The 7,055-nt window shown below is 37.0% G+C and carries 4 protein-coding genes; 3 read left to right on the top strand and 1 reads right to left on the bottom strand.

Features of this window, described 5'->3' with window-relative positions; translation table 11 throughout:
• Window positions 1-230: hypothetical protein (locus F3J23_RS16420; protein WP_167031410.1), on the bottom strand; the 230-nt coding region annotated here is incomplete at its 3' end.
• 1,141 nt (window positions 231-1,371) lie between these two features.
• On the opposite strand from F3J23_RS16420, the gene F3J23_RS16415 reads away from it, so the two are divergent.
• The 3 genes from F3J23_RS16415 to kdpB all read left to right on the top strand — a co-directional run bounded on the left by F3J23_RS16415 (window position 1,372) and on the right by kdpB (window position 7,050).
• Entirely contained in the window at window positions 1,372-2,694 is a 1,323-nt protein-coding gene (locus F3J23_RS16415) for a sigma-54-dependent transcriptional regulator (protein WP_167031408.1), read from the top strand.
• A 439-nt stretch (window positions 2,695-3,133) separates the two neighbouring features.
• Window positions 3,134-4,828 carry a potassium-transporting ATPase subunit KdpA gene (gene kdpA / locus F3J23_RS16405; RefSeq protein WP_167031406.1) on the top strand — a complete coding sequence of 565 codons (1,695 nt, stop codon included), beginning with the start codon at window positions 3,134-3,136 and terminating at the stop codon, window positions 4,826-4,828.
• Window positions 4,829-5,010: 182 nt separating this feature from the next.
• The gene (gene kdpB, locus F3J23_RS16400; RefSeq protein WP_167031404.1) at window positions 5,011-7,050 is read left to right on the top strand and encodes a potassium-transporting ATPase subunit KdpB; all 2,040 of its coding nucleotides are present in this window, start codon (window positions 5,011-5,013) and stop codon (window positions 7,048-7,050) included.
• Window positions 7,051-7,055 lie beyond the last annotated feature (5 nt).

Here is a 7,055-nt window from a genome sequence, read left to right as displayed (position 1 = left end):
CCATTCCGAACACAGAAGTTAAGCCCACCAGCGCCGATGGTACTGCTAACGCGGGAGAGTAGGCCGCCGCCAGTTTTTATTTTATTTTTAAAAGTCTCATGCATATTGCATGAGACTTTTTTTTGGTTTATACTTTTTACTGTTTTTGTATTCCACTTTTTATCTTTTTTGTATTCTACATCAGTATTTACTCTCTTTTTATATTTTATCTCTTTCTTTCTTTCTTTCATATCCTATTACCGTTTACCATTCCCACTTTGTCATCCCGGAGGGATCCAAGCTATTCAATACTTATTCTATCCCCATCGGTACAGTTCCTTTTTTATTATGAACTACTTTTGTAAGTATTATAAGAATCTGTAATCCCTTCTTACCGTATTTGTCATCCTGTAAGGATCTAAACAATAAGGAAAAATAGAAAGCTTCTTATTTTAAATCGTACCCTAACATTGATAAGATAATATTTGTGGATAACGCTGGCTAGATTCCTGCGGAATGACAAAGGCTGAGGAGTGAAGCAAACGACTATATCATACAAATGTTTGTGGTTCATTAGAAACTACTTTTTTATTCATATCCTTTTTATCATATATATATGTTGCTTAGTATCATTACTTTTGTTTCTCTTACCGTATTTGTCATCCTGTAAGGATCTAAACAATAAGGAAAAATAGAATACTTCTTATTTTAAATCATATATTAAATATTGATAAGATAATATTTATAGATAACGTTATTGAGCTTCCTACGGAATGACAAAGACTGGGGAGTAAAGCAAACGACTATATCATACAAATGTTTGTGGCTCATTAGAAACTACTTTTTATTCATATCCTTTTTATCATATATATGTTGCTTAGTATCATTACTTTTGTTTGTCTTACCGTATTTATCATCCTGTAAGGATCTAAACAATAAGAAAAAATAGAATACTTCTTATTTTAAATCGTACCCTAACATTGATGAGATAATATTTATGGATAACACTGGCTAGATTCCTGCAGTATGACAAAGACTGAGAAGTGAAGCAAAGCATAATAATCAAAGCATATTGTAATTTTTTAGAGTCTGTATCCTTATGGTATGATAATGAATAGATACAGTGCACATAAGATTATTCTTCAAATAGGTAACCAGGATCTTGTATCTTGCTGTACCTTTATTTTAGCCCCGATAGCAGCGGTTACCCCGCAGCAAGACAGGAAACGAGGGGAAAGATGATATGGGAAGCCAGGAGCGAGGAGTATGAGCGGATAGCGGGAAATAGCTCCTGAGGTTTCAGTGTGTGTTTATAAAACTATTTCCTTGTATAACCCCATTTTACTCAAATAATTTCAATAAGTTTGTATCAGTTTTCCAAAAATAATTATAATGTCCGGAAACATTTTGATCATCGACGATGAGATCAAGCTCCTTAAGTTATTAGGGATGATCCTTTCCCAAGAAAATTTTAATGTAAAAGAAGCTTCTACGGCTCGCTCTGCTATGACGATGCTGGAGCAATACGATTTTGATGTTGTTCTTAGTGATGTCCGCTTACCAGATGCTTTTGGTGTGGAACTGGTGAAGTCTATTAAAACCAAATATCCGCATTTGGAGATCATTTTGATGACGGCATTTGGTAATATCACAGATGCTGTTCAGGCTATGAAGAATGGTGCTTATGACTATCTTGTGAAAGGAGATGATAATGAGAAAATTATTCCGCTTGTATATAAAGCACTTGATAAGGCTAAAGATAACAGATCAAGAATAATTCAGCAGGTAACAACAAAAGGGTTTGACCAGATTATAGGGAAGTCTCCTGCTATTTTGCAAGCTAAGAAACTGGCTGAAAAAGTAGCATTAACGGATGCAGCAGTATTGCTAACAGGGGAAACCGGCACAGGAAAAGAAGTGTTTGCTAGTGCCATTCATGAAGGTAGTGAAAGAAAGAAAAACAGTTTTGTAGCAATTAATTGCTCGGCATTCAGTAAAGAGATTCTGGAAAGTGAGCTTTTCGGGCATAAGCAAGGGGCGTTTACAGGCGCTTTGAAGGATAAAAAGGGCTTAATTGAAGAGGCAAATAGCGGAACTCTGTTTCTTGATGAGATAGGAGAAATGCCGATAGAACTTCAAGCCAAGCTGCTTCGTGTTCTGGAAACGAAAGAGTTTATAAAAATGGGTGAAACGAAAGTTTCAAAATCTGATTTCAGATTAGTAGCAGCAACCAACAGAGATCTGGAAGAAGAGATTAAGCTTGGGAATTTCAGAGAAGATCTTTATTTCAGGCTGAACGTGTTTGAAATTACTCTTCCCGCTTTAAGAAACCGAAAGGAAGATCTGAAAACACTTGCTAAGAATTTTATTGACGTTTTTTCTAATAAACTTCATTTATCATCAGTTCAGGTAAGCCCGGACTACTATAAAACCCTTGAAAAGAATGATTGGAAAGGAAATATCCGAGAATTGAGAAATACAGTGGAAAGAAGCTTAATTTTAATGGATAATAATATTCTGGATTCTGAGAGTCTTCCTCATTATTCTGAAAAAGTTGCTGCAGAAAGCGATTCTCTAAGCATAAGATCTCTGGAAAAAGTACATATTCAAAAAGTACTCCAGTATACAAAAGGAAATAAAGCAGAAGCTGCCAGACTTCTTGAGATCGGTATTGCCACATTATATCGTAAACTGGAAGAATATGGACTAAAATAAACCTATTTTATCATTTTAATAACGAGCCTATCATTTTGATAGGCTTTTTTGTTTTTGTAAGGTTTGTTTTATATGTTTAACTATCTGTAATACAGTATTTTATTGATTTTGTTTTCAGATTGGACTTTCTTTTGGCATATAATATCTGAATAAAATATTTAAAAATGACAATTTCAAGAAAAACGTTTAAGAAACGGGAGCATGCCACTTTTAGCCTGCTGATTGTATCGTATGTATTGTTGACTCTTTTAACTTTAATAATAAAGATATGATGCTTATAAGTTTAATTCTGCTGTTTGCAGTATTGTATTGGCTTTTATATAAATCAGTTGAATTTTTTGATAGAATATAAATTATGTGGAGTTTATTTTTCCTTTCAATACTTGCCTTTGTGTATATCTGTTATGTTTTAATGAAACCTGAAAAATTTTAATCGGTCATGAATACAGAAATTTTAGGCATTATAGCAATGTTTGTGATCACATTAGTTATCGGAATATTTTTAGGTAAATACATCGCTAATGTGTATGGATACAAAAAAACTTTTCTGGATCCGGTTTTTGAGCCGTTTGAAAAGTTAATTTATAAATTATCGGGAATCAATCCCCATCGTCAGATGAACTGGAAGCAGAATATGTATGCTATGCTGACGATTAACCTGGTTTGGTTTATTATAGGATTCTTACTCTTGCTCAACCAGTCCTGGCTTCCTCTGAATCCGGATGGGAATCCAAATATGTCTCCTGATCTGGCTTTTAATACAACTATTTCGTTTTTGGTCAATTGTAATTTGCAGCATTATTCAGGAGAGACGGGAGTAAGCTATCTGAGCCAGCTCTATCTGATGTTCTTACAGTTTGTAACGGCTGCAACAGGAATGGCTGCAATGGCAGTCCTTTTCAAGGCCTTTAAAGAAAAGACGAGTACGGAATTAGGAAATTTCTACGATTTTTTCATTAAATCTATGATCAGAATTCTGATTCCGATAAGTGTGATTGTAGCTTTTATCCTGTCTATGAACGGAAGCCCGATGACCTTTGAAGGAAAAGATCATATCACAACCTTGGAAGGACAGAAGGTAGACGTTTCAAGAGGCCCTGTTGCTGCTTTTGTTGCAATTAAACATCTTGGAACGAATGGAGGTGGTTTCTTTGGTGCGAATTCAGCACATCCGCTTGAAAATCCTAACTATACCACCAACATGACAGAGATGATCACACAAATGATCATTCCATTCGCGCTGGTATTTGCTCTTGGTTTTTATCTGAATAAAAGAAAACTTTCCTGGGTGATCTTTACCGTAATGACGGTTGGTTTTCTGGCACTTGCCGTTCCGAATATCATTAATGAGACAAACGGTAATCCTTTAATTACAAAAATGGGAGCAGACAGCAGTCTGGGAGCTATGGAAGGCAAAGAGATCCGCTTTGGAAGTGCCGCATCCGGATATTGGAGCATTGCAACTACAGTGATCTCAACAGGATCCGTAAATGCAATGCATGACAGCACAATGCCGCTATCAGGTATGAATGAGCTGCTGGCTATGATGATCAACTGCTTCTACGGAGGCTGCGGTGTAGGAATTCTGAATTATTTCATCTTTATCATTCTTGCTGTATTTATCAGTGGTTTAATGGTGGGACGAACGCCGGAATTTATGGGAAAAAAGATCGAAGCCAAGGAAATGAAAATTGCAATGATTGTTGCATTATTCCACCCCTTCTTAATTCTTGTAGGAACCGCACTAACTGCTTATTTACCAGAGTTTGGTGCAAAGACATTAAATAACCCGGGGTTCCATGGATTTAGTGAAATGCTGTATGAATTCACCTCTTCCTCAGCCAATAACGGATCAGGATTCGAAGGATTGGGAGATAATACCCCTTGGTGGAATATTTCAACAGGAATTGTTCTATTGTTATCAAGATTTATCCCGATCATAGGGCCGGTAGCCATTGCAGGATTATTGGCACAGAAGAAATTTATTCCGGAAAGTTCCGGAACATTGAAGACCGATACAGCCACCTTTGGTTTTATGACTCTGGCAGTTATTTTACTTATTGCAGCGCTGTCATTCTTCCCTGCATTAACGTTAGGACCTATTGCAGAACAGATCCAGTATTTCTCAAAATAAATTATGAACAATAAAAATTAAAATCAATACAATACCATTAAGGAAGCTGAAATGTTTGAGGAAAAACTAGTCTGACACTTACCGAAACGTTCACTTTAATATTATCCATTTCTCTTCCTTATAATTTTGGTTCACCTTAATGGTTATTATTGATTGATAATGATATAAACTCTTTCAAAAAAATGAAAAATCAGTCACAAACATTATTTCAGAGAGATTTGGTAAACGAAGCCATAAAACAGTCCTTCGTAAAGCTGAATCCGAAAATTATGTTTAAAAATCCAGTGATGTTCCTGGTAGAAGTAGGAACCGTTGTCATGTTTATAGTAAGCATGTTCAGCCTGACTGGTGATAAAACCCAGGGAAGCTTTTCCTATAATTTTTTAGTATTTATAATTTTATTTTTCACCGTTCTGTTTGCCAATTTTGCAGAAGCCATTGCAGAGGCAAGAGGAAAAGCACAGGCTGATACCCTTAGAAAAACAAGAGAAGAAACTCCGGCAAAGCTTGTGATTGAAAACAAACCCGGATTTCAGGTAGAGACTACTCTTAAAATGTCTGCCGAAATGAAACTAGGTGATATTTTCCTTTGTGAAGCCGGAGATCAAATCCCGATGGATGGGGAGATCATTGAAGGATTGGCAACCATTGATGAATCTGCTATTACCGGAGAAAGTGCTCCTGTTATCCGTGAAGCCGGAGGAGATAAAAGTTCTGTAACAGGAGGTACAAAAGTTCTGTCAGACAGAATTAAAGTAAAAGTAACAACCAAACCGGGAGAATCTTTCTTAGATAAAATGATTGCTCTTGTAGAAGGAGCATCAAGACAAAAAACACCAAACGAAATCGCATTAACCATACTTTTAGCAGGATTCACCCTGACATTTATAATTGTTACCCTCACTTTAAAGCCTTTTGCAGATTATGCGCAGACTCCGATAACCATTGCGGCATTTATTTCTCTTTTCGTATGTCTCATTCCGACAACAATCGGTGGTCTGCTTTCTGCAATCGGGATTGCAGGTATGGACAGGGCATTAAGAGCCAATGTGATTACCAAAAGTGGAAAAGCCGTAGAAACAGCAGGAGATATTGATGTTTTGCTGCTTGATAAAACAGGTACCATCACAATTGGGAACCGTAAAGCAACACAATTTCACCCTGCTAACGGGATCCAGCTTGAAGATTTTATTAGAGCTTCTGCACTAAGTTCCGTAGCGGATGAAACTCCGGAAGGAAAATCAATTATAGAGCTGAGCCAATTGAAATCTGAAGATCTGTTGGTTCCCAATCCTACCTATATTGATTTTACGGCGGAAACAAGAACCTCAGGTATTGATTTTGAGGAAACAAGAATCCGTAAAGGAGCATATGATACGATAAAAAAACTGACTGAGAAAACCGGGAATACTTTCCCACAGGAAACACAGGACGCCGTTACCAAAATTTCTGAAAACGGAGGAACTCCCCTGGTAGTGGCTGTTAATGAAAAGGTCTGGGGCGTAATTGAACTTCAGGATATCATTAAAACAGGAATTCAGGAGCGTTTTCAGAGACTCAGAAAAATGGGAGTGAAAACGGTAATGGTAACCGGAGATAATCCTTTAACCGCAAAATTCATTGCAGAAAAAGCTGGAGTTGATGATTTCATTGCCGAAGCTAAGCCGGAAGATAAGATGAATTACATCAAAAAAGAACAGCAGGAAGGAAAACTGGTTGCGATGATGGGAGACGGAACAAATGATGCGCCGGCTCTGGCTCAGGCAGATGTAGGTGTTGCCATGAACAGCGGAACCCAGGCAGCAAAAGAAGCGGGAAATATGGTAGATCTGGATAATGATCCTACGAAGCTAATCGAAATCGTTGAGATCGGGAAACAGCTGCTGATGACAAGAGGGACATTAACTACTTTTAGTATTGCGAATGATGTTGCTAAATATTTTGCCATTATTCCTGCGCTCTTCATCACATTTATCCCTTCTCTTCAGAAATTGAATATTATGAATCTTCATAGCCCGGAAACAGCCATATTATCTGCTGTTATTTTTAACGCAGTGATTATTCCGTTTCTGATTCCGCTGGCTTTAAAAGGAGTTGCATACAAACCAATCGGTGCCAGTGCATTGTTGAGAAGAAATCTTCTGATCTATGGTTTGGGCGGTGTAATTGTTCCGTTTATCGGGATCAAGATTATTGATTTGATAATCAGTTTATTCTATTAAAATTA

It is taken from the genome of Chryseobacterium sp. Tr-659, assembly GCF_011752975.1.
In the GTDB taxonomy this organism is placed as follows: Bacteria; Bacteroidota; Bacteroidia; order Flavobacteriales; family Weeksellaceae; genus Chryseobacterium.
This window is presented reverse-complemented; position numbering and strand designations above follow the sequence as displayed.